The organism is Streptomyces sp. WMMB 714 (assembly GCF_900090125.1).
GTDB lineage: Bacteria > Actinomycetota > Actinomycetes > Streptomycetales > Streptomycetaceae > Streptomyces > Streptomyces daqingensis.
In genome coordinates, this window is record NZ_FMHJ01000004.1 from 14,219 (window position 1) to 33,145 (window position 18,927).

Sequence of the window (18,927 nt, forward strand, 5' to 3'; positions counted from 1 at the left end):
CATGGGCATCGTCGTGCTGGTCGACGTGCTCGCGGGCCCGGGCATCGGGTTCCTGCCGATGATGGCGCTGGGGCCCGCGTTCGCCGGCCTGATCGGGAACGTGCGCCGCAGTGTCGTAATCGGGGTCGTGGCACTCGCACTGTCGCTGATGCTGAGCATCTTCAACGACCAGCTCGGCGAACGCCGCGGCTACACGACCCTGTTCTCGGTGGCGGGCGTCGCCGTCGCGGGCGTCGCCGCGACGGCCATGCGCAAGCGGCGCGAGGCGGAACTGGCCAGCGTGCGGTCCATCGCGGAAGCCGCACAACGCGTCCTGCTGCGGCCCGTTCCGCGCCACGCGGGGCATCTGCGGGCTGCCGTCTCGTACACGTCCGCCATGGCCGACGCGCGCATCGGCGGCGACCTGTACGAAGTGGTGATCTCGCCGACGGGCGTGCGCCTCATCGTCGGGGACGTGCAGGGCAAGGGCCTCGAAGCGGTCGAGACGGCGGCGGTCGTCGTGGGCGCGTTCCGGGAGGCCGCGTACGACGAGAAGGATCTGATGGCCGTCGGCGAGCGGCTGGAGCGTGCGCTGTCGCGCCATCTGACCGGCGAGAAGTTCGTCACGGCCGTGCTCGCCGAGGTGCGCGAGCGGGACGGCGCGACCCTGCTCAACTTCGGCCATCCCGCCCCGCTGCTGATCCGTCCGGACGGCTCCGTCTCCTTCGTGGAGCCGCCCGAACGTGCCATGCCGCTCGGCCTGGACCTCGAGGACGGTCCCGTGCCGGAGCCGCACGTAGTGCCGTTCGTCCCCGGTGACCAGCTGCTCTTCTACACCGACGGCGTCAGCGAGGCCCGCGACCAGTTCAACCGGTTCTACCCGATCGACGAACGCGGCGACCTCTTCAAGGACCCCGACCCGGACGCGGCCCTCGCCTCCGTACGGCACGACCTGGCCGACCACGTGGGCGCACCGCCGCACGACGACGCCGCCATGCTGCTGCTGCGGTACCGCGACCAGTAGCCCCGTCGGGCCCGGCGTCTCAGCCCGGTCAGGCTGCGTTCGGCCGACCCGTCCAACGGGCCTGTTCAGCCATCCCGTTCAGCCGACCCGTTCAGCCGACCCGTTCAACCGGCCGCGAGCAGGGGGCTCGGGCCGCTCTCCGGCCTCTCGGAGCCGCCCGTCGTGCCGCTGCCCGTACCGCCGTGACCGTGCTGCCACTTGAGGGTCTTGTCGAAGGTGACGACCGCGCCGCCGTGGTCCGGCTTGTTCTGCACGCGCAGGTGGTCGGCGAGGGATTCGATCAGGACGAGCCCCCGGCCCGTCTCCGCCTCGAGGGGGCCGCCGCGGATCCGTGAAGCGGCGGCGGCCCGGAAGCCGGGCCCGGAGTCGGCGACTTCGATGCGGCACTGGTCGCCGTCCAGGTAGGCGGTCACGCAGTACGCGTCGGAACTCTCGCCCTTGCCGTGCTCCACGGCGTTCGCACATGCCTCCGAGAGCGCGAGCGACAGCTCGTAGACGACCTCGCTGTCCACACCGGCGCTGTCCATGGCGTTGACCAGCAGCCGCCGGGCGAGCGGCACGCTGGCAGCTTCGCGCCTCAGTTGGAGACACCACCACATGCTCATGCTCAACCCTCCACAGGCCGAGGCTCGACGGCCGGCCCCGAAGGGCCGCCCCGGCCATGGCCTACGTATTGCCGGGGTGGGCGAGGCGTACGCACATGGATGTGCACGTGACATCCGTTCGGGGGACGCAGGGGGTGCCCGAACCGCGGGGAACAGCCCGGGGTGGCGGGGTTCCCCGGCCGGGGCCCGTGACGGCCGGCGGGATGCCGGGCGCGAACGCGGACGAAGAGGACCGAGTGCGCCCCATACGGATGTTCCGGCCCCAGGCTTATGCAGGACAGGTGCCGGTGAGATGATGGCGCGGCAATGACGGCCGGGGCGGATCTCAGACTCCTGCGGACCGCGGTGTTCACCGCGGTCTGCGTGACGTTGTCCGCGGGCGGTCACTCGCTGACAGGCGGGGGTCGCATACCGCTGTGGACGATCGGCGTCGCCTGCGTCGCCGTCTTCCTCGTCGCCGCACCGCTCGCCGGCCGTGAACGGTCGCTGCCGGGGATCGCCGCGCTCCTCGCGGGCGGGCAGATCGCGCTCCACACGCTCTTCTCCTGCGGCGGCAAGATCGCCCCGACCGCCACCGGCGCCTCCTCCGCACATGCCGCACATGCCTCGCAGGCCGGCACCGCTCACGGAAGCGGCGCCGGCCTGCGGAGCCTCGCCGCCCAGTTGCTCTGCGGCGAGCAGACCGCGGGGACCATCAGCGAGTCGCGGGCCCGCCGCATCGTCTCGGACGCCGGCCTGGACCCGGACAAGTTCGCCGGGCACGCGGCCTCGCCGGGGCACGGGCACGGTTACGGGCACGCCTCGCACCACGCGGGGACGGGCGGCGGCCACGAGGCCGCCGGGGCCGCCGCGTCCGGGGCCGACACCCCCCTGGAGTGCCTCCGTACCGCGGCCGACGCCGCGCTCTCCCTCTTCGACGGGCCGATGCTCGCCGCGCACCTGCTGGCCGCGCTCGCTCTGGGCTGGCTGCTGCACCGCGGCGAAGCGGCCCTGTGGCGGCTCGTCCGGCTGTCGGCCCGCTCGGCACGCACCGCCGTCACGCACGCGCGTGCGCTGGGAACGGCGTTCGCCTGCGTGAGGGCGATGGCCGGCACGTCGCTGCCGCGGCTCCCCGGGCGGATCGTCCGCGTCCCGGCGGACGACCGGCGCGAGCCGGGCTCCGTGCTGCTGGACCACTCCGTGCACCGGCGCGGACCGCCGGAGTCCACGCAGCAGCAGACCTTCGGACTCGCGGCCTGACGCACGGCGCCCTCGACGGAACGACGGCGTGCGCGCTCGCCGCGCACCCAGTCCTGTGCTGGATCCGTCCGGCAAATCCTCGTTCCGTCCTGGCAACTCAGGAGCAACTCATCATGCGAAGCACTCCGCGCCGCCGTCTCGCAACCGTCGGCGCCCTCGCCGCCACCTCCGTCGTGCTGTGTGCCGGGCCCGCGCTCGCGCACGTCAGCGTCGACCCCGAGGAAGCCGAACAGGGCGGCTACAGCGTCGTGAACTTCAAGGTCCCCAACGAGCGGGACGACGCCGCCACCACGAAGGTCGAGGTCAACCTCCCGACCGACCACCCGCTCGCGTCCGTCATGCCGCAGCCGGTGCCCGGCTGGGACGTGAAGGTCACCAAGTCCAAGCTGGACAAGCCGATCGAGATGCACGGCGAGAAGATCACCGAAGCCGCCACCAAGATCACCTGGTCCGGCGGGAAGATCGGCAAGGGCGAGTTCCAGCAGTTCCCCGTCTCCATGGGCGAGCTGCCGAAGGACGCCGACCAGGTCGTCTTCAAGGCCCTCCAGACGTACGACGACGACGAAGTCGTGCGCTGGATCGAGGAGCCGAAGGAAGGGGAGCCCGAGCCGGAGAACCCGGCCCCCGTTCTGAAGCTCGCACCGGCCGCGGCATCGGGCTCCGACGCCAAGAACGGCGCGGGCACGGAGCAGACGTCGGCGGACGTCTCCGCCCAGGCGAAGGACGGCGGGAGCGGCACCGACACCACGGCACGCGTCCTCGGCGTCGCGGGCATCGTCGTGGGCGTCGCCGGTGTGGCGTTCGGCGTGCTCGCGGGACGGCGCAGGGGCGCCTGACCGGGCCTGAGCTGCGACGCGGCCCGGTCATGCGCTCGCCCTGAGAGCTGACCCCGCCGCGGCTCCGTGCGCGTGCCGCGCGCACGCGCACGGGGGTCCGCAGCCTCTCTCCCCCGCCCGGCCCGGGCGCCGCGAACGCCGCGCCCGGGCCGGGCACCGATCGCCGGTCACGACCAGTCATGGCGGGGGCCGCCGGGCCCGCCGCCGGCAACAGGACGAACAGGAAGTCAGAAGGCAAGTGCTTCATGCGTAAGACAAGAACCCTCTCCGCGGTCGCTCTCGCCGCGACCGCCGCCCTCGCCCTCTCCGCGTGCGGCGGGGACTCCGGTGCGAGCGGCAAGGGTGCAGGCGACGACGGCACCGCCGTGGCCTCCGCCGAACCGCGGAAGAAGGGCGGGACCGTCCTCGACCAGCCCTTCGAAAAGCCCGACCTCACCCTCACCGACACCAAGGGCGAGGAGTACGACCTGATCGACGAGACCAAGGGCAAGCCGGTGCTGCTGTACTTCGGCTACACGCACTGCCCGGACGTCTGCCCGCTGACGATGAGCAACATCGCCGTCGCCAGGTCGAAGCTGACCGCCGAGGAGAAGAAGAAGCTGAAGGTCGTCTTCGTCACCTCCGACCCGGAGCGCGACAACCCGAAGGAGCTCGGCAGCTGGCTGCGCGGCCAGGACCCCTCCTTCGTGGGGCTGACCGGCGATTTCGACACCATCCAGGCGGGAGCGAGGACGGCCGGCATCAGCATCGAGCCGGCCTACAAGAAGAAGAACGGCGACGTCGTCTCCACGCACGGGGCGCAGCTGCTGGCCTTCTCGCCGAAGGACGACAAGGCACACGTCCTCTACACGGAGGGCAACACGTCGCCGCAGATCCTGGAGAAGGAACTCCCCGAGATCATCAAGGGGGAGAACCCGTGAGCGCCGCCACCGGCCCGGCCCCGGACCGCCGCACGGGCCGTCGCACGGACGGCCGCACGGGGCGCACGCTCCGCACCGCCGCGCTGACCGGGGCGGCCGCAGGGCTGCTCGTGCTGTCCGCATGCGGGTCCGGCGGTTCCGGATCCGGCTCCGGCGGCGAGGGCAAGGGCGAGGGAGCGGACTCCGCGCCGCGCCTCACCGTCGAGGACGCCTACCTGCCCGAGCCCGTGACGTCCGACATGGCGGGGGGCTTCCTCGTCGTGAAGAACGACGGCGCCACGGCCGACAGGCTGACGTCCGTCGAAAGCAGCGCGTTCGAGGAGGCGCAGCTGCACAAGACGGTCGACCAGCAGATGCAGCGTGTGAAGTCGCTGTCCGTGCCGGCGAACGGGGAGCTGCGGCTGAGCCGCGGCGGAAACCACATCATGTTCCTCAATCCGGAGCGGAAGCCGGCGAAGGGCGAGAAGGTGCCCGTGACGCTCCACTTCGAGAAGTCCGACCCCGTCAAGGTCTCGATGCCGGTCGAGGCGACCAACCACGTGCCGGAGAAATGAGGGACTGACCCGTGCTGTTCACCACCCGGGCCTCGACGCGTACGCCGCACATGGCGCTCAGCCCGCTGCTGCGTCCCCTGTCGATGGCTCTGTGCGCCGTTCTCTGCGCGCTGATGGCCGTACTGGGCAGTGCCGCTCCCGCTTCGGCCCACGCGGTCCAGACCGGCAGCAGCCCCACGGAGGGGACGGTGGTGGACAGCGCTCCGCGGGAGGTCCGCGTGACCTGGTCCGAGGAGGTCTCGCTGTCCGACGGCGCGATCAGGGTGCTCGGGCCGGACGGCAAGCGCGTGGACAAGAACAAGGTCCGCGTCGTCGGGGGCAGCGACGTCGAACGGGCCGTGAGCCTCAAGTCCGATCTGCCGAAGGGCACTTACACCGTCGCCTGGCGGGCCGTCTCCGCCGACAGCCATCCCGTCGCCGGAGCCTTCACCTTCTCGGTGGGGGCGCCGTCCGCGACGAAGGCGGACGTCGGGGGCGGCGGCGGGGACTCCGGGACGCGGCTGATCGACGCGTTCTACCAGACGGGACGGTACGCGGCCTACGCGGGCTTCATCCTGCTCGTGGGCGGCGCCGCCTTCGTGATCGCGTGCGGTCCGCGCGCCGCGTCGGTGCGCCGCCTGCAGCGTCTCGTGGTGACCGGCTGGATGACGCTCACGGCCGCCACACTGCTGATGCTGCTGATGCGCAACTCCTACGTGAACACGGGGTCGTTGAGCGAGGTCTTCGACCTGGACGGCCTGAAGGCCGTCTTCGGCACGAAGCCCGGGGCGGCACTCGCCGCCCGCCTGCTGCTGCTCGGCACCTCCGCGGTGATCATCGCCGTGCTCTTCGGCCCGTACGGGCGGGGACGCACGGACGAGGCAGGCACGGACGGGTCAGGCACGGACGGGACGGACACCGGCACGACGGAGAACGGCGGGACGGACACCGGCGGGGCGTCGGACGCGAGCGCGGCGGACGGGACGCCGGAGCCGGACGCGGCGGCGACGGACGGGACCGGTGCCGCCGACGGGCCCAGCCGCGACGTCACCCTCGGGCTGTGCCTGGGCGGCGGCGTCGTGTCGGTGGGGCTGGCCGCGACATGGGCCATGTCCGAACACGCCTCCGCGGGGCTCCAGACGGCGGTGGCCATGCCCGTCGACATCGTGCACATGCTCGCGGTGGCGGCATGGCTGGGCGGGCTCGCGGCCCTGCTCACGTGCCTGCACTGGGGGCCGCGGCCCTCCCGGGCCACCGTGCGGCGCTTCTCGCAGATCGCGTTCGGCAGCGTGCTGACTCTGGTGGCGACGGGCGTGTACCAGTCCTGGCGTCAGCTCGGGTCCTTCAGCGCGCTCACGGGCACGCCGTACGGGAAGCTGCTGCTCGCCAAGATCGCCCTGATCATCGTGCTGCTGGCAGCCGCCCGGGCCTCACGTCGCTGGGTGGGGCGCCTCGCCGAGACGCCCGAGCCCGCCGTGCGCGAAGCCGAACCCGTCGGGGCGGCCGCCGTCACCGCGGGCGCGGACGGGACAGGTGCCGACGGGACAGGTGCTGACGGGGCAGCGAAGAGCGAGGGCTCCGGTGCCGGACCCGGCACCGGGCCCGTACGCGCCGCCCAGCTCGCCCGGCAGCGCGCGGCAGTCGAGAGCACGCTCAGGAAGAAGTCGCGGGAGGCCGACCCGGAGCGCGGCGCGCTGCGCCGCTCCGTCCTCGTCGAGACCGGGGTCGCCGTCGTGCTGCTGGCCGTGACGACCGGACTGACCAGCACCGAACCCGGCCGCACGGAGGAGCTGGCCCAGGCGGGGAGCGCCGCGGCCGCCGAGGCGGCGCAGAAGCGCCTCGGCCCCGTGAAGGAGAAGATCCCCTTCGACACCGGCGGGCCCAAGGGCGAGGGCACGGCCGAACTGTGGATCACGCCCGGCCAGGCGGGCGGCAACTCGCTGCGAGTGGTCACGAAGGGCCCCGGAGGCAAGCCGCTGGAGGCCTCGGAGGTGAAGGCCGCCCTCCGGCTCCCCCTCCAGGACCTCGGGCCGATCGCGGTGCCGTTCGAGACGATCAACTCGAAGAAGGACCGCTGGCGTTCAGAGGTCGTACAGGTGCCGCTCGCGGGCCGCTGGAAGGTCGCGCTGACCATCCGGACGTCCGACATCGACCAGGTCACGGAGACGATAACCGTGCAGATCGACTGACGCCGCGGCCCGCCCGGGTTCACCCCGCCGCGGTGCGCCGGGCACCGGACCGGGCGCCCTCGTCCCCAGCGACCCACCCGAAACGAAGATCCGATGAGAACGCACCGATGAACGCGAAGATGTGCAGAACCACCCCAACCGCACACTCCCACGTCCGGGCGCGCACGGGAACACGCGCCTGCGTAGAGGTACATGTGGCCGTGCGGCTGAGAACCGTCGCCCCCGGAACTCGCTAGGACTCCCATGACCCAGCACGACCACGAACCACAGCGCATCTCACGCCGCCGCCTCGTCAGCCAGGTCGGAGCCGCAGGCGCCACCGGCATCGCACTCGGCGCGACAGGCGGCGCCGTCGCACAGGCGACGGCACAGCAGGCGCCGAAGGCCCCCACCCCCCTCACGAGCGTCGGCTCGACGCGGGTGCCCTTCTACGGAAAGCACCAGGCCGGCATCGTGACGCCCGTGCAGGCGTTCGGGCATCTGATCGCCTTCGACCTCGTCTCCGGCGCCGGACGCAAGCAGGCCGCGGCTCTCCTGCGCCGCTGGTCGGCTACGGCACGGCAACTGATGGAGGGCAAGTCCCCCTCCCGCAACACCGGCATCGCGCTGGACGCCGGCCCCTGCTCGCTCACCGTGACCTTCGGCTTCGGCCGCAGCTTCTTCTCCCGCGCCAAGCTCGAGAAGCAGCGGCCCGCGGAGCTGACGCCCCTCCCGGACTTCTCCAACGACGCCCTGGAGAAGGGCCGTTCGGAAGGCGACCTGTGGGTGCAGATCGGAGCCGACGACGGACTCGTCGCCTTCGACGCCCTGCGCGAGATGCAGCGCCTGGCCGAGGGCACGGCCCGCGTGCGCTGGCAGATGAACGGCTTCAACCGCACCCCCGGCGCCACACCCCGTCCGATGACGACCCGGAACCTCATGGGGCAGATCGACGGCACCCGGAATCCCAAGCCGTCCGAGTCGGACTTCGACGAGCGGGTCTTCGTCCCCGGTTCGGGCGCGAAGCCGGGCGCCGCGTCCCCGGAGTGGATGGCGGGCGGTTCCTACGCCGTCGTACGCCGCATCCGGATGCTCCTCGACGACTGGGACGGGAAGTCGCTCGCCGAGCAGGAGAAGGTCATCGGGCGGCGCAAGTCCGACGGCGTCCCCCTCAGCGGCGGCAGCGAGGAGACCGGACCCGACCTCGAGAAGCTCAGCTCGGACGGCTCCCTCTCCATCGCGGCCGACGCCCACGTACGGGTCTCCGCACCGGAGACCAACGGCGGCGCGGCCATGCTGCGCCGGCCCTTCTCGTACCACGACGGTTTCCGCGACGACGGTGCGCCGGACGCCGGCCTGCTCTTCATCGCCTGGCAGGCGGACCCGCAGCGCGGTTTCGTACCGGTGCAGCGCAAGCTCGACCGCGGGGACGCCCTCTCCCGCTTCATCCGGCACGAGGCCAGCGGGCTGTTCGCGGTGCCGGGCGGCCCCGCGAAGGGCGAGTACGTGGGGCAGCGGCTGCTGGAGGGGTGACCCGCCCCACGGCACCCGGCACGGGGCGGTGAGCGACGGCGACCGGCGGGTCCGCTCAAGACGGCGGACCCGCCGGTCGCTGTTCTCCGCGCGCTGCGCGCCGTCCGGAGCGAAGTCCCGGAGAGGAGCGGCACGTTGCGGCCCGCCCGTCACCCTCCTCCGCCGGCGGACTCAGATGCCTCCGAAGAGGTTCACCGGATCGACGAGCGCCTTGAGCCCCCTCAGACGCCGACGCTGCTCGGAACCGTGCACGGCAGGCCCCACGCCCGGAACGGCCCGGGACGCCCTTCCGTACAGGAAGTTGCTGTTCGTGCCGACCGTCCAGGGCTCCACCAGCCCGAACACCCGCTCGTGCATCGCATCGGCCTCGGGGGAGGCGGCGTCCTCCGTCACCGACAGCAGCACCATGAGATGACCGGCGTCCCTGTGCCCCACCGCGCCGGGCACCTCCGGTTCCCTGCCGAGCGCACCGCCCATGTGCCGCAGGCTGAGCACCGTCATCGAGGGGGCACCCGGCCCGGTCAGCTCCAGTACGGAGCGGAGCACCTCCCGATCAGGCAGCTCGCCGCCGAGCAGGACGTTGGCGCCCTGGTAGCCGTGGGGCATGCCGGGCTCGTTGTAGACGCCGGCGGACTCCGTGTACGGCATCGTCCGCAGCGTCTCGTCCAAGCGCGGGCCGACCGCGCGGAGCGGCTCGACGAGGCGTTCGCCCTCAGCCCGGCCGCCGTCGTACGCGATCTGCACCTGCGCCGCGTACCGCCCGCGGAGACGGTCCGGCAGCGCGGGCACATCGGGGAAGACGAGCATCGTCACCGACGACGTCAGCTCCTCGGGAACGGTCGCCGTCCACGCCCGCCACGCCTCGACGACGTCCCCGGCCAGCGCGCCGTCGAAGATCAGCTGACCGCCGTAGAACCGCTCGACGGGCAACAGGCCGATCTCCAGCTCCGTCACCACGCCGAACCCTCCCCGGCCGCCGCCCCCGCGCAGTGCCCAGAACAGGTCCGGCTCGCTGTCCGGGGTGACGTGGCGGAGCCGGCCGTCCGAGGTGACGACATCGAGGCTGCGCACGTGATCCGCCGCGTAACCGAACTCCCGGGCGAGCAGCCCCACTCCGCCGTTGAGGGTGTACGAGACGGCGCCGACGCCCGGCCCCGATCCGCTCAACGGTGCCAGGCCCGACCGCGCGGCCTCCTCGATCACATCACCCCAGCGTGCCCCGGCCCCGATCCGCGCGGTGCGTGCGGCGGCGTCCACCTGGACGTGCGCCATCCGGCGCGTGCTCACCAGCACCCCGCCGTCCAGCGCCGTTCCGAGCCCGTGACCGGTGGCCTGCACCGCGAACGGCAGTTCGTGCTCAGCCGCGTGCCGTACCGCTGTACGCACGTCATCAGCGTCGGCGGCGGCCACGACCACGTCAGGACGGTGCCGGTAGCCTGCCTGGAAACCGGAGCACTCCCCGCTGTAGGAACCGTCCTCCGGCAGCAGGACCCGGCCACGGACCTTGTCCGCCGGGAAGGGCACCCTCCGCGCAGCCGCCCGGTCAGCCATTCGATCCGCCCGCGGAACCGGCAGGCGTCCAACTGCGGCCGAGCCACGCCGCCAGTTCGTCGTACGCGTCCGCCCCCTCGGGTGCGCGCACCGGCGGGCCGAAGGGGACCTCCCCGCCGCGCGTCTCCGCGGGCACCGCACGCTTCGCCACCGCGAGGGCGAACTCCGCCGGACCCACGTCGAGCTCCGCGCGCCTGCCCAGCGCCTGCGCCAGGTCCCACGCGTGGGTGACCACCTCCATCACGCTGCCCGCGAGCGCGAACCGGCCGGGCATCGTCCCCCACGGGACGGTCACCACGGCGTCGAGCTTCGCGTCGTCCGCCCACGCCGCGCGGAAGCGTTCGCGGGCCCGCTCGTACGCCGCCGGCCAGGCGTCGTCCGCGACGCCCGACACCCCGGAGTCGACCTCCGCGTCCGGATCGACCTCCCCGGGCCCGCCGCCCTCCCCTACCTGCGCGACGCGCAGCGTGCCGCCGACGACGTGGCTCAGCAGGGCACCGACGCTGAAGCCCGGGCAAGGCGTCGGATCGGCCAGCTGCGCGGGACGTACCGCGTCGAACAGCGAGGCCATCTGGCGCGCGGCCAGTTCGAAGACGGGACGAGGGTCCGCGGCCGGGTCCACAGCCGGGCCCCCGCCCTGGGCCGGGGAGGTGGAGTTCATGAGGTATCTCCGTTTCGGTGGCGAATCGTGGAGTTTCGCGATGTCCGAGGCGTCTGTCCCGCCTGCGGACGTGCTGAGCTTCCCCGGTTTTCCTGACACGTACCGTCAAGTTTTCCGGCACTGTGGGAGACGTGAAGTCGGACCGACTGCTCTCGATCCTGCTGCTGCTCCAGACCCGCGCACGCGTGTCCGCCGACGAGCTGGCCGCCCGGCTCGAGGTCTCCACCCGCACCATCTACCGCGACGTCGACTCCCTCTCCGCTGCCGGCGTCCCCGTGTACGCGGAACGGGGCAGGCACGGAGGCATCTCCCTGCTGCCCGGGTTCCGCACGGACGTCACAGGGCTCACCGCCGACGAGGCACGGGCGCTGTTCGTCCTCACCGCACAGGGCACGCACTCGGCGCTCGGCCTCGACGGCGCACTCGGGTCGGCCCTGCGCAAGGTGATGGCCGCACTCCCCGCCCCGCACAGGCCGGCTGCGGAACTCACCAGCCGGCGCATCCTCGTCGACCCCGAACGCTGGCTGGGAGGGCAGCGGACCGCGGTCGACCTGGACGTCCTCACCACGGCCGTCTTCACCGACCGGCGCCTGCGCATCGTCTACCGGCACGGCGGAGAGACGCGCTCGCACAGATACACCGTCGACCCGTACGGACTCGTCGCAAAGGCCGGCACCTGGTACCTCGTCGCCGACCGCCGAGGACGGCCCCGGCTCTTCCGCGCGGACCGCATCCAGCGGGCGCACGTGACCGAGGCACCCGTGCAGCGCAGGACGGGCGTCGAACTGGGCGACGCGTGGGAGGGGTTGCGCCGTCAGGTCGAGAGCTGGGCGCCGGACGTCCCGGTCAGGGCGCGGGTGCGGCAGTCGCGTCTGGAGATGTTCCGCCGCATCGTCGGCCCGTTCCTGCTCGGCTCGGACGGGGACGCGGTGAGCACCGGTGCGGGTGCGGACGGCAGCGCGGAAGAGTCGGCGGCCGGGGCCGGGAACGGGGCCGGGAACGGGGACGGGGACCGCGAACCGGAGGACACCTGGGTGACCGTCCGCCTCGCCTATCCGGTGCTGCGTGCCGTCCGCCAGCTGCTGCAGTTCGGCCCCGACGTCGAGGTCCTCGAACCGGCGGCGGCGCGGGCCGAACTCGCCCGCGCCGCCGCCGCCGTCACCGCGCTCTATGCGACGGACGGAGATGCGCCGATTTCACAGTCGGCTTGAGTGTGGGACCGGCGCGGTGCGATCAACGGTCCCGACGGTGCGGTCGCCTCCGCGCGCAGTCCCGCGACAGACGGTTGACGTCGGCACGCATGGTGCGCATGTCCTCCCCCATGTCGGCGAGGCGCCGGCTCATCGCCGACACCACACGTTCGGTGCTCACCTGCCGCCGCTCCATCTGCAGAAGCCGGTGATCGACCCGTTCCAGCCTCGACGAGATCCGTCCGATGACGGGGCCCAGGTCGCGGAGCACGGACCCGACGTCCGTGACGGCGCACTCCAGGTTCGTCACCCGGCGCTCGAGAGAGGCGTACCCGGCCGGCGGCGACGCCGAGGTCGCCGCGACGTCCGGCTCGGTGCGGCGCCGCGACTCGACGTCGAGGAGGTACGCCCGCACGCGTCGCGCGACGTCGCTGTCACGCAGCAGCATCGCGACGTTGAGGACGGTGCGGCGGGTGTAGACGGCCACACGCCTCTGCATCTGTGGATAACTATTTGCATTCACGTTTGTGACAGTCAACTTGAGTGTTACAAATTCCTGCAGCTCAGAGCCCTGCAGAACGCGCAGGCCGTTGTTCTCCAGCTCTTCCCGGTGCCGGCGCAGCAAGTTGTGCACAACCTGCTCACCCACCTCGAAGTACTCCGCTACCTCCTTCGTCGTCGCGTGGACGCCGTCTGTGGACAGCGCCAACGCCTTGATCTTGTCGAGGACTTCGATCCTGTGGCTCATGCCGGATCGCGCGGTCGGCGACTCCAGCAGCACGGATTCGGTGTACACGAAGAAACCCCTCCTGGGGGTCGTGCGGACATGACGAATCAGGGCCCACTCACCTGGGGCCGTCAGGTGTCCGTATCCAGGAGCCAGGAGCGGAGATCAGCTCATGTCTGCCACGTACTGCACTACCGGCAAGGGCTTCGCCCTCAACCGGCCACCACCACTTCACGGACTCTCGTCGCCACGTACTCCGGTCGCCTCCGCGCATCAGGTGCAACGAACGGATCTTCGTATGGTCACGGCTCTTTTCGAGCCGATGGCCGTGCTTCGCAAATCCGTACGGCAGGGAGGGCGCAAGCGCTGGGCTTCACCGAACCGCGCCGCTCATACGGCGAACAGGCGCTCCAGCACCACGGCGATGCCGTCGGCGTCGTTGGCGAGCGTCACCTCGTCGGCCGCCGCGCGCAGTTCCGGGTGGGCGTTCGCCATGGCCACGCCCCTGGAGGCCCAGTCGAACATGGGGATGTCGTTGGGCATGTCGCCGAAGGCGATCGTCTCCTGCGCGGTGACGCCGAGCCGCCGTGCCGCCATCGACAGGCCCTTCGCCTTGCTCAGCCCCAGGGGCAGCAGTTCGACGATGTCCTCGCCGGACATGGTGATGCTCACCAGGCCCCCGGCGGCGGCTCGGGCCGCCTCCGCCAGTTCGTCGTCGCGGAGGACGGGGTGCTGCAGGTACAGCTTGCTCAGCGGCTCCGCCCACAGCTCGACGGGATCGGTGCACGTCACCACGGGGAGCGGACCTTCCAGCACCCGGAACCCCGGGCCGACGACCACCTCGCCGTCGATGCCGTCCCGTGAGGCCGCCACCGCGAGCGGCCCCGTCTCAGCCTCGATCTTGGCCAGCGCGACCTGCGCGAGCTGACGGTCCAGCGTCATGGACGTCAGCAGCCGGTGCGACCCCGCGTCGTAGACCTGCGCGCCCTGCCCGCACACGGCCAGGCCGTCGTACCCGAGGTCGTCGAGAATGTGCTTCGTCCACGGCACGGCCCGGCCCGTGACCACGATGTGCGCAGCGCCGCGGGCCGCGGCCGAGGTGAGCGCGTCGCGCGTACGCGGGGAGACGGTCTGGTCGGAGCGGAGCAGCGTGCCGTCGAGGTCCGTGGCGATCAGCCGGTACGGCACGGGAGCGGGCTCCCGTCCCGACGTGGACCCGGGAACGGGCCCGGGACCGGACTCAGGGCTCACTTGCCCACCGGTTCGAGGATCTCGCGTCCGCCCAGGTAGGGCTGGAGCAGCGCGGGCACCCGGACCGAGCCGTCCGCCTGCTGGTGGTTCTCCAGCAGCGCGATGATCGTGCGGGGCACCGCGCACAGCGTGCCGTTGAGCGTCGCCAGCGGCCGCACCTGCTTGCCGTCGCGCATCCGGATGGAGAGGCGGCGGGCCTGGAACTCGGTGCAGTCCGAAGTCGAGGTCAGCTCGCGGTACTTGCCCTGGGTGGGGATCCACGCCTCGCAGTCGTACTTCCGGGCGGCCGAGGAGCCCAGGTCACCCGTAGCGACGTCGATCACCTGGAAGGGGAGGCCCAGGGCGGTGAGCCACTGCTTCTCCCACTCCAGCAGGCGCAGATGCTCCGCCTCGGAGTCCTCCGGCGTCACATAGGAGAACATCTCGACCTTGTCGAACTGGTGCACCCGGAAGATGCCGCGGGTGTCCTTGCCGTACGAGCCCGCCTCGCGCCGGAAGCAGGGCGAGAACGCCGCGTACCGCAGGGGCAGCTGCGAGACGTCGATGATCTCGTCCATGTGGTAGCCGGCGAGGGGGACCTCGGACGTGCCCACGAGGTAGAGCTCGTCCTTCTCCAGCTGGTAGACGTCCTGCGCCGCCTGCCCCAGGAAGCCGGTGCCCTCCATGGCCTGCGGCTTGACCAGGGCGGGGGTGAGCATGGGCGTGAAGCCCGCCTCGGCGGCCTGGGCGATCGCGGCGTTGACCAGGGCGAGTTCGAGCAGCGCGCCCACGCCGGTGAGGTAGTAGAAGCGCGCGCCGGAGACCTTGGCGCCGCGCTCCACGTCGATGGCGCCGAGGAGCTGGCCCAGCTCCAGGTGGTCCTTGGGTTCGAAGCCCTCCGCCGCGAAGTCACGGGGTTCGCCGATCGTCTCGCGGACCGTGAAGTCCTCCTCGCCGCCGACGGGGACGTCGGGGTGGACCAGGTTGCCGAGGAGGCGCAGGAGCCGCTGCGTCTCCTCCGCGGCCTCGTGCTGGTCGGCGTCGGCGGCCTTCACCGCCGCGGAGAGCTCGCCGGCCTTCGCCAGCAGCTCGGCCTTCTCGTCGCCCTGGGCCTTGGGGATCAGCTTGCCGAGCTGCTTCTGCTCGGAGCGCAGCGAGTCGAAGCGGACGCTGGACGACCTTCGGCGTTCGTCGGCGGAGAGCAGTTCGTCGACGAGGCCGACGTCCTCTCCACGGGCGCGCTGTGATGCGCGGACTCGGTCGGGGTCCTCACGGAGCAGTCGAAGGTCAATCACCCCGCCAGGGTACCGGGGGGACCACAGTGCCTCGACAGCATTCCCGCAGGGCTTTCTTGCCTAAATTGTCCCTTTTGTCAAAATGGGATGCCAGGAGCCCTTCTCGGGCCCTCCTCCGTGCGGTGGCCGACTCCGGCGCGACGCGGTCCGGCCGAGGCACCCGGGCCCATGTCCACCCCAGTCAGAGGCAGTTGAGGAGGGCCGGCGCGGCGGTGGAGCCGGGAGCCGCGGCAGACTTATCCACAGCTTCGACGGTCTTCCGCGACCTTTTCCACAGGGCGCGGGCGGCACCTGTGGAAATTGGAGTTGACAGTTCCGAAGGAATCGCTGAGGCAGCGGAAATTCCGTTGCAAACCCTCAATAAGCACTCATTCGAGCGGGTTGGACTCACACCAAAGAGTGCAGCGACGTAATTGAAGTGACGAAAAGGGATGGAAGCGGACCAGATGCACTGTGGACGCCTATGGGGTCTCCATGGCGCTTTGTCGATAGTGTCCGTTTCCGGCGCCTGCGTTGTGCACAGGCGACGCAGTCGCCTGTGGATAACTCTGTGGGCTGCACAGACGCCGTGGAAAGCGCCCTCAGCCCCGCCCGTCCAGGCAGCGGGTGAGCCAGTCGGCCGCCTCGACGAACTCCGTGTCGGTCGTTCCGGGACGCTCTGTGGCACGGCCGCCGTCCGCACGCGGATACGAGCCGAGATAGCGCACCTTCTCGCATGCCCGCTTCAGCCCCATCAGCACGTCGCCCACGCGGCGCTGCTGAAGGTGCCCCTCGCAGTCGACCGAGAAGCAGTAGCGGCCGATGCCCTCGCCGGTCGGCCGGGACTCGATGCGCATCATGTTCACGCCGCGCGACGCGAACTCCTGCAGCACCTCAAGCAGCGCGCCCGGGTGGTCGTCGCGCAGCCAGAAGACGACGGAGGTCTTGTCCGCGCCTGTCGCGGCCGCCGGCCTGGCGGGGCGCCCGACCAGCACGAAACGCGTCGCCGCGTTGTCCGCGTCGTGGATGTCCGTCACCAGCGGGTCCAGGCCGTACGTGGCGGCGGCGAACTCGCCGGCGAACGCCGCGTCGTACCGGCCCTCCTGCACGAGCCGCGCGCCGTCCGCGTTGGACGCGGCGGACTCCCACAGCGCGTCCGGGAGGTGCTTCGCCATCCACTGCCGGACCTGCGGCTGCGCGACCGGGTGCCCCGTGACCGTCTTGACGCTCTCGATGGAGGTGCCGGGACGCACCAGCAGCGCGAAGGCGATGGGCAGCAGCACTTCGCGGTAGATCATCAGCGGCCGGCCGCTCGCCAGCTCGTCGAGCGTCGCCGTCACGCCGCCCTCGACCGAGTTCTCGATCGGGACGAGCGCTGCCGCGGCCTCGCCGTTGCGCACGGCGTCCAGCGCCGCGGGCACCGAGACCATCGGCGTCAGTTCCCGCGTGGCGGCTTCGGGCAGGGTGCGCAGGGCGGCCTCGGTGAAAGTGCCTTCCGGACCGAGGTAGGTGTAGCGGCTCGCTGGTGACATACGGACACGTTAGTCGGGTCCGCGGGCACGCGGCTCCGGGTCTCATCTGCCGGGCAGTAGCACGGGAGCAGTGCGGTAGGGCCCGCCAGGGCGCCACCCCGGGGCGCACGGACGGGAGTGCCCGGGCTACGGTCACGGGTGACCGTAGCCCGGGCACTCCTCACTCCGGGTGCCGCGGTGCGGTCACTCCTCCCCTGCGAGCGTGAGGGTGCGCAGCCTGCGGCTCGCGTACCAGGTGCCGCCCACGGTGGCCAGCAGCAGCAGCGTGAGGCCCGTCGTCAGTCCGACGTCCGACGTGATCCCCGCGCCACTGCCGGCGACCTTCTGCGCCAGCGACAGGGCCCACTGCTGCACGGACAGCTCCCGCGCGCCCGAGACCATGCTGCCGAACAGGGCCTCCCAGATCAGGGCGTAGACCAGTCCGATCACGACGGCGTGCCGGGAGACCGTCCCCAGCAGCAGGAAGAGCGCGCTGTAGGCGACGGACGCGACCGCGGCGGCCACGGCGTAGGCGACCGCGATCTGCTGGCTGTTGCCGTTGAGGAGGTAGCCGGCCAGCAGGGTCGGAACGGCCGAGAAGACGACCGTCACCGCTATGGCGACGAGCAGCTTCGTGAAGATGATGCTGGACCGCCGCAGCGGCTTGGCCAGCAGGTACACCACCGAGCCGTCGTCGATCTCGGGGCCGATCGCGCCGGTGCCCGCCACCACTCCGATGAGCGGCACCATCGTGGCCATCGCGAAACCGCCGAGGAGTTCCCTCGTCACCTCGTCGTCCATGCCGGTCGTCGCCCGTACGGTGCCGGCCACGACGAGGAGCAGCAGCGGCAGCGCGAAGAGGATCAGCGCACGGCGCCTGCCCAGGAGGGCCTTGTAGGTGAGCCTTGCGACTGTCTGGTTGTACATCGTGAAGGCTCCCTTCAGGCCGCTACGAGGTACGAGAAGACGCTCTCCAGGGACTCGTCCGAGGGCGAGACCGTGTAGAGCCGGATGCCGTGCTCGCGTGCGAGCCGGGGGAGGACCTCGGTGAACCGTCCGAAGTCGACGGCCTGGATCCGCAGCGCCTTCTCGCTGTAGTCGAGTTCGATGCCCGCGGTGGAGGCGTCGGCGATGAGTGCCGACGCCAGCAGCCGGTCGTCGCTGGAGCGGACGAGGTAGCGGTGCGGGCGGTCCGTCATCAGGCGGCGGATCTTGCGGAAGTCGCCGCTGGCGGCGTGCCTTCCGGCGACGACCACCTCGATATGCGAGGCGAGCTGCTCGACCTCCTCGAGGATGTGCGAGGAGAAGAGCACGGTGCGGCCCTCGTCGCCCATGCGGCGCAGCAGCTCCATCAGCTGCATGCGCTGCCGGGGGTCCATGCCGTTGAACGGTTCGTCGAGCAGCAGCACCGACGGATCGTGCACGAGGGCGGACGCCATCTTCACGCGCTGGCGCATGCCCTTGCTGTACGTGGCGATCTTCCGGTCCTGCGCCTGCTCCATCTCGACGGTCGCGAGGGCCTTGCGGGCGGCCGCCGCCGGGTCGGAGAGCCTGTGCAGCTCGGCGTTGGCGAGCACGAAGTCCCAGCCCGTGAGGAAGTCGTACATCCCCTCCCGCTCGGGGACGAGCCCGATCTCCTTGTACGCCTCCTGGTTGCGCCAGATCGGCGTGGAGTCGAGCGTGACGCTGCCGGTGGAGGGCGGCAGGAAGCCGCCCAGCATGTTGATGAGCGTGGACTTGCCCGCGCCGTTCGGGCCGAGGAGGCCGGTGACGCCGGGGGTGATGTCCATCGTGATGTCGTTGACGGCGACGACGTTCCCGAACCAGCGGGACGTGCGGTCGATGTGGAGAGTGCTCATGAGCGCGGCCCACTCCTTCGGAGGGTGGCGGTGGGGCGGGGGCACTGGCGCCGCCCAGCGGTGACCGGGTAAGCCGGGTAGGCCGGG

17 protein-coding genes are annotated in these 18,927 nt (G+C 71.6%); 8 read left to right on the forward strand and 9 right to left on the reverse strand.

Features of this window, described 5'->3' with window-relative positions:
* The first annotated feature begins 1 nt into the window (after nucleotide 1).
* On the forward strand, nucleotides 2-1,003 hold the full coding sequence (locus tag H181DRAFT_RS07820; protein WP_045863907.1) for a PP2C family protein-serine/threonine phosphatase: 1,002 nt from the start codon (nucleotides 2-4) through the stop codon (nucleotides 1,001-1,003).
* Nucleotides 1,004-1,107: 104 nt separating this feature from the next.
* Here the strand turns inward: H181DRAFT_RS07820 and H181DRAFT_RS07825 are convergent, their stop codons facing one another.
* On the reverse strand, nucleotides 1,108-1,608 hold the full coding sequence (locus H181DRAFT_RS07825; protein WP_078895588.1) for an ATP-binding protein: 501 nt from the start codon (nucleotides 1,606-1,608) through the stop codon (nucleotides 1,108-1,110).
* Between the two features lie 363 nt (nucleotides 1,609-1,971).
* Here H181DRAFT_RS07825 and H181DRAFT_RS07830 point away from each other — a divergent pair, with 363 nt between their 5' ends.
* From H181DRAFT_RS07830 to efeB, 6 genes are all read left to right on the forward strand, one after another.
* Nucleotides 1,972-2,847, forward strand: coding sequence for a hypothetical protein (locus tag H181DRAFT_RS07830; protein ID WP_254666755.1), 876 nt, complete (start codon nucleotides 1,972-1,974; stop codon nucleotides 2,845-2,847).
* Nucleotides 2,848-2,960: 113 nt separating this feature from the next.
* Entirely contained in the window at nucleotides 2,961-3,683 is a 723-nt protein-coding gene (locus H181DRAFT_RS07835) for a YcnI family copper-binding membrane protein (protein WP_045863586.1), read from the forward strand.
* 245 nt (nucleotides 3,684-3,928) lie between these two features.
* Entirely contained in the window at nucleotides 3,929-4,603 is a 675-nt protein-coding gene (locus H181DRAFT_RS07840) for an SCO family protein (protein WP_045863909.1), read from the forward strand.
* Nucleotides 4,600-5,157 carry a copper chaperone PCu(A)C gene (locus tag H181DRAFT_RS07845; protein ID WP_254666756.1) on the forward strand — a complete coding sequence of 186 codons (558 nt, stop codon included), beginning with the start codon at nucleotides 4,600-4,602 and terminating at the stop codon, nucleotides 5,155-5,157. The genes H181DRAFT_RS07840 and H181DRAFT_RS07845 overlap by 4 nt, the downstream gene beginning before the upstream one ends.
* Nucleotides 5,158-5,168: 11 nt before the next feature.
* Nucleotides 5,169-7,325, forward strand: coding sequence for a copper resistance CopC/CopD family protein (locus H181DRAFT_RS07850; RefSeq protein WP_254666757.1), 2,157 nt, complete (start codon nucleotides 5,169-5,171; stop codon nucleotides 7,323-7,325).
* A 243-nt stretch (nucleotides 7,326-7,568) separates the two neighbouring features.
* The gene (efeB, locus tag H181DRAFT_RS07855; RefSeq protein WP_045863587.1) at nucleotides 7,569-8,837 is read left to right on the forward strand and encodes an iron uptake transporter deferrochelatase/peroxidase subunit; all 1,269 of its coding nucleotides are present in this window, start codon (nucleotides 7,569-7,571) and stop codon (nucleotides 8,835-8,837) included.
* A gap of 171 nt (nucleotides 8,838-9,008) precedes the next feature.
* Here efeB and H181DRAFT_RS07860 read toward each other — a convergent pair whose 3' ends face one another.
* Together H181DRAFT_RS07860 and H181DRAFT_RS07865 are read right to left on the reverse strand one after the other, a co-directional pair.
* On the reverse strand, nucleotides 9,009-10,388 hold the full coding sequence (locus H181DRAFT_RS07860) for an FAD-binding oxidoreductase (RefSeq protein ID WP_045863588.1): 1,380 nt from the start codon (nucleotides 10,386-10,388) through the stop codon (nucleotides 9,009-9,011).
* Nucleotides 10,381-11,049, reverse strand: a complete 669-nt coding sequence (locus tag H181DRAFT_RS07865; RefSeq protein WP_045863589.1) for a TIGR03086 family metal-binding protein — start codon at nucleotides 11,047-11,049, stop codon at nucleotides 10,381-10,383. Before H181DRAFT_RS07865 ends, H181DRAFT_RS07860 begins: the two co-directional genes overlap by 8 nt.
* A gap of 131 nt (nucleotides 11,050-11,180) precedes the next feature.
* Here H181DRAFT_RS07865 and H181DRAFT_RS07870 point away from each other — a divergent pair, with 131 nt between their 5' ends.
* Nucleotides 11,181-12,260, forward strand: a complete 1,080-nt coding sequence (locus H181DRAFT_RS07870) for a helix-turn-helix transcriptional regulator (RefSeq protein WP_045863590.1) — start codon at nucleotides 11,181-11,183, stop codon at nucleotides 12,258-12,260.
* 22 nt (nucleotides 12,261-12,282) lie between these two features.
* Here H181DRAFT_RS07870 and H181DRAFT_RS07875 read toward each other — a convergent pair whose 3' ends face one another.
* The 6 genes from H181DRAFT_RS07875 to H181DRAFT_RS07900 form a co-directional block, all read right to left on the reverse strand.
* On the reverse strand, nucleotides 12,283-13,035 hold the full coding sequence (locus H181DRAFT_RS07875; protein WP_045863591.1) for a hypothetical protein: 753 nt from the start codon (nucleotides 13,033-13,035) through the stop codon (nucleotides 12,283-12,285).
* 321 nt (nucleotides 13,036-13,356) lie between these two features.
* Nucleotides 13,357-14,154, reverse strand: coding sequence for an HAD family hydrolase (locus H181DRAFT_RS07880; RefSeq protein ID WP_045863592.1), 798 nt, complete (start codon nucleotides 14,152-14,154; stop codon nucleotides 13,357-13,359).
* A gap of 59 nt (nucleotides 14,155-14,213) precedes the next feature.
* Nucleotides 14,214-15,491, reverse strand: a complete 1,278-nt coding sequence (gene serS, locus H181DRAFT_RS07885) for a serine--tRNA ligase (RefSeq protein WP_045863593.1) — start codon at nucleotides 15,489-15,491, stop codon at nucleotides 14,214-14,216.
* 581 nt (nucleotides 15,492-16,072) lie between these two features.
* Nucleotides 16,073-17,002: a prephenate dehydratase gene (gene pheA / locus H181DRAFT_RS07890; RefSeq protein WP_045863594.1), complete on the reverse strand. Its 930-nt coding sequence runs from the start codon at nucleotides 17,000-17,002 to the stop codon at nucleotides 16,073-16,075.
* Between the two features lie 183 nt (nucleotides 17,003-17,185).
* Nucleotides 17,186-17,908: an ABC transporter permease subunit gene (locus H181DRAFT_RS07895; RefSeq protein WP_045863595.1), complete on the reverse strand. Its 723-nt coding sequence runs from the start codon at nucleotides 17,906-17,908 to the stop codon at nucleotides 17,186-17,188.
* Between the two features lie 14 nt (nucleotides 17,909-17,922).
* On the reverse strand, nucleotides 17,923-18,840 hold the full coding sequence (locus H181DRAFT_RS07900) for an ABC transporter ATP-binding protein (RefSeq protein WP_045863596.1): 918 nt from the start codon (nucleotides 18,838-18,840) through the stop codon (nucleotides 17,923-17,925).
* Nucleotides 18,841-18,927 lie beyond the last annotated feature (87 nt).

What these genes read in the sequence shown, in the direction of transcription:
- H181DRAFT_RS07900 (WP_045863596.1), bottom strand. Translation starts at nt 18,840, where the DNA reads ATGAGCACTCTCCACATCGACCGCACGTCCCGCTGGTTCGGGAACGTC.
- efeB (WP_045863587.1), top strand. Translation starts at nt 7,569, where the DNA reads ATGACCCAGCACGACCACGAACCACAGCGCATCTCACGCCGCCGCCTC.
- H181DRAFT_RS07820 (WP_045863907.1), top strand. Translation starts at nt 2, where the DNA reads ATGGGCATCGTCGTGCTGGTCGACGTGCTCGCGGGCCCGGGCATCGGG.
- H181DRAFT_RS07840 (WP_045863909.1), top strand. Translation starts at nt 3,929, where the DNA reads ATGCGTAAGACAAGAACCCTCTCCGCGGTCGCTCTCGCCGCGACCGCC.
- H181DRAFT_RS07895 (WP_045863595.1), bottom strand. Translation starts at nt 17,908, where the DNA reads ATGTACAACCAGACAGTCGCAAGGCTCACCTACAAGGCCCTCCTGGGC.
- H181DRAFT_RS07825 (WP_078895588.1), bottom strand. Translation starts at nt 1,608, where the DNA reads ATGAGCATGTGGTGGTGTCTCCAACTGAGGCGCGAAGCTGCCAGCGTG.
- H181DRAFT_RS07860 (WP_045863588.1), bottom strand. Translation starts at nt 10,388, where the DNA reads ATGGCTGACCGGGCGGCTGCGCGGAGGGTGCCCTTCCCGGCGGACAAG.
- H181DRAFT_RS07835 (WP_045863586.1), top strand. Translation starts at nt 2,961, where the DNA reads ATGCGAAGCACTCCGCGCCGCCGTCTCGCAACCGTCGGCGCCCTCGCC.
- pheA (WP_045863594.1), bottom strand. Translation starts at nt 17,002, where the DNA reads ATGTCACCAGCGAGCCGCTACACCTACCTCGGTCCGGAAGGCACTTTC.
- H181DRAFT_RS07865 (WP_045863589.1), bottom strand. Translation starts at nt 11,049, where the DNA reads ATGAACTCCACCTCCCCGGCCCAGGGCGGGGGCCCGGCTGTGGACCCG.